The organism is Streptomyces sp. NPDC050509, assembly GCF_044457965.1.
Taxonomy (GTDB): domain Bacteria; phylum Actinomycetota; class Actinomycetes; order Streptomycetales; family Streptomycetaceae; genus Streptomyces.
The window spans coordinates 1-2600 of record NZ_JBITHL010000026.1; the positions used below are offsets into that span (position 1 = coordinate 1).

Annotated in this window: 1 protein-coding gene; it reads right to left on the reverse strand. The window is 65.8% G+C overall.

The genetic code is table 11. The annotated features are described in order from the left end of the window. On the reverse strand, window positions 1-2558 hold a 2558-nt coding region (locus tag ACIBJC_RS38620), incomplete at its 3' end, for a condensation domain-containing protein (protein WP_399301242.1). Window positions 2559-2600: the final 42 nt, after the last annotated feature.

A 2600-nucleotide genomic window follows, 5' to 3' on the forward strand; every position in this document is an offset into this window, starting at 1 on the left:
GAAACATACAACTCACCCGCCACACCCACCGGCACCAAACGCAAACCACCGTCCAACACATACACCCGCGTATTCCACACCGGCCCACCGATCGGAGTGTCCGAACCATGGACCTCGCCGTGCAGGCTGTCCCCGCTGGCCTCGGACGAACCGTAGAGGTTGAGCAGGGTGGCGTCGGGGAACACCTCGGCGAACCGGGTTACCACCGCGCCGGTCAGCGGCTCGCCGCTGCTGATCCACAGCCTGCAGCTGGTGAGTCGCTCGGGTCGGCCGTAGTCCAGGATCGATGACAGCTGGCTGGGGACCACGGTGAGGCGTGTGATGTGGTGGCGCTCCACCAACGCGACCAGATCGGGCACCTGCTTGGCTGCGGCCCGGTCGGCGAGTACGACGAGACCTCCGTGGCAGAGCGGTCCCAGCAACTCGGTGCAACCGTCGATGAAACTGAGCGAACTCTTCGCGCAGGACGGTTCGCCCGGCAGCCACGGATAGCAGTCCTGGAACCACGCCAGTCTGTTCGTCAGTCCGCCATGCAGGCCGACGACCCCCTTGGGCGTGCCGGTGGATCCTGAGGTGTAAATGACGTAGGCCGGACTGGACACTGACGGACGGAATGCCGCGCCGGGATTTTCCGAGGGGTATGCGGGGAGTTGCCTCTCGTCGTCCAGCACCAGTTGCCGACACGGGAAGTCACGGGCCGTCTCAGCCGTGGTGATCACCAGTGCCGGCCGGGCATCGGTCACCATGAACTCGATCCGATCGGCCGGATAGTCCGGGTCGATGGGCAGATACGCGGCACCGACCTTCAGCACGGCCAGCAGGCCGACCACCATCTCGATGGAACGAGGCACCGCCAGCGCGACCACCGCGTCCCGTCCCACTCCCCTCGCCAGCAGAAGGTGAGCCAGCCTGTTCGCCCGCGCGTTCAGCTCCGCGTAGGACAACTCGACACCCTCGAACACCAACGCCGTGGCATCCGGGGTCCTCTCCGCCCGGCCCTCGAACAGCTCCGGAACCGTGACGGGTTCCAGTGCTACGGCGGTGTCGTTCTGTTTCACCAGCAGTCGCTCGCGCTCGCCGGCGTCCAGCACATCGACGGCATCCACCCGCTGATCCGGATCGGCGGCCACCGCCTCCAGCACCCGCCGAAGCTGTGCCACAACGCCTTCGACCGTTGCCCGGTCGAAGACATCCGTCCGGAACTCCACCGCTCCCGCCAACCCGGCCGGAGCCAGGCGAGCGTCGTCGTGTTCCTCGAAGTAGAAGGAGAGATCGAATTTCGCGGTCGCCGTCCGGATGGTTTCGAGCGAGACGTCCAGTCCGGGCAGACGCAGTTCGCCCGACATGTTGTTCTGCCAGGCGAGCATCACCTGCGCGAGTGGCTGATGCGCCATCGACCGGACCGGGTTGAGGGCCTCCACCAGTCGTTCGAAAGGAACGTCCTGATGAGCGTAGGCGTCCAGGCTGCGCTCGCGGACCTGTTCGATCAGCTCCCGGAGCGTCGGGGCACCGGAGGTGTCGGTGCGCAGGATGAGTGTGTTGGCGAAGAATCCGACCAGATCCTCCACTGCCTCGTCGGTCCGGCCGGCGATGACCACCCCGACGGGAATGTCCTCACCACCACCGAGCCTGGACAGCAGCACCACCAACCCGGCGTTCACCACCATGAACAGGCTCGCCCCGCATTCCCGAGCGACGTCCCGCAGCCTGGCATGCAGTCCCGCGTCCCAGTCGAAGCTCACCACATCGCCGCTGTAGGAGGGCACCGCCGGATACGGGCGGTCTGTGGGCAACTCGATCCGCTCGGGCAACCCGGCCAGTGCCTGGGTCCAGTAGCTGACCTGCGAGGCCATCTCAGTGTCGGGATCGTTGCCGTCGCCCAGCAGTTCCCGCTGCCACAGCGTGTAGTCCGCGTACTGCACCGGCAGCCCCGGCCATTCAGGGGAACGTCCCGCGCTCCGCGCGGTGTACGCGGTGTTCAGATCGCGCCACAGCGGGGCCATGGACCAGCCGTCACCCGCGATGTGGTGCACCACCAGCACCAGGAGGTACTCGCCGCTGTCGTCTGCACCCCGCTGCCGGTCGTTTCGCACCTGGAACAGTTCGACTCGAAGGGGGATGTCCACGACGAGATCGAAAACATGCTGTGCCGCCCTGGCAAGAACATCCTCCAGGTCGTGATCGGCCACTGTGGTGACCACCAGTTCCGGGCGGACCTGATCGACGTCGAGCACCAGTTGCCGAGGCACACCATCGATCTCGGGGAACACCGTGCGCAAAGCCTCATGCCTGCCGAGGACATCACCCACGGCAGCCGTCAGGGCCACGACATCCACATCACCGGTCATTCGCACCGCCAGCGGAATGTTGTAGGTGGCGCTGGGTCCTTCGAACCGATGCAGGAACCACAGACGACTTTGTGCGAACGACAACGGTATTGCCTCAGGGCGATCCGCTCGCGTCAACTTGGGCCTCGCCTCAGCCGCACCGGCTCCCATCGCCTGCGCCAGGGCGGCCACCGTCGGCGCGTCGAACAGGGTTCGTACACCCAACTCCACACCGAACAACTTACGAATACGCGAGACCACTTGCGTCGCCAA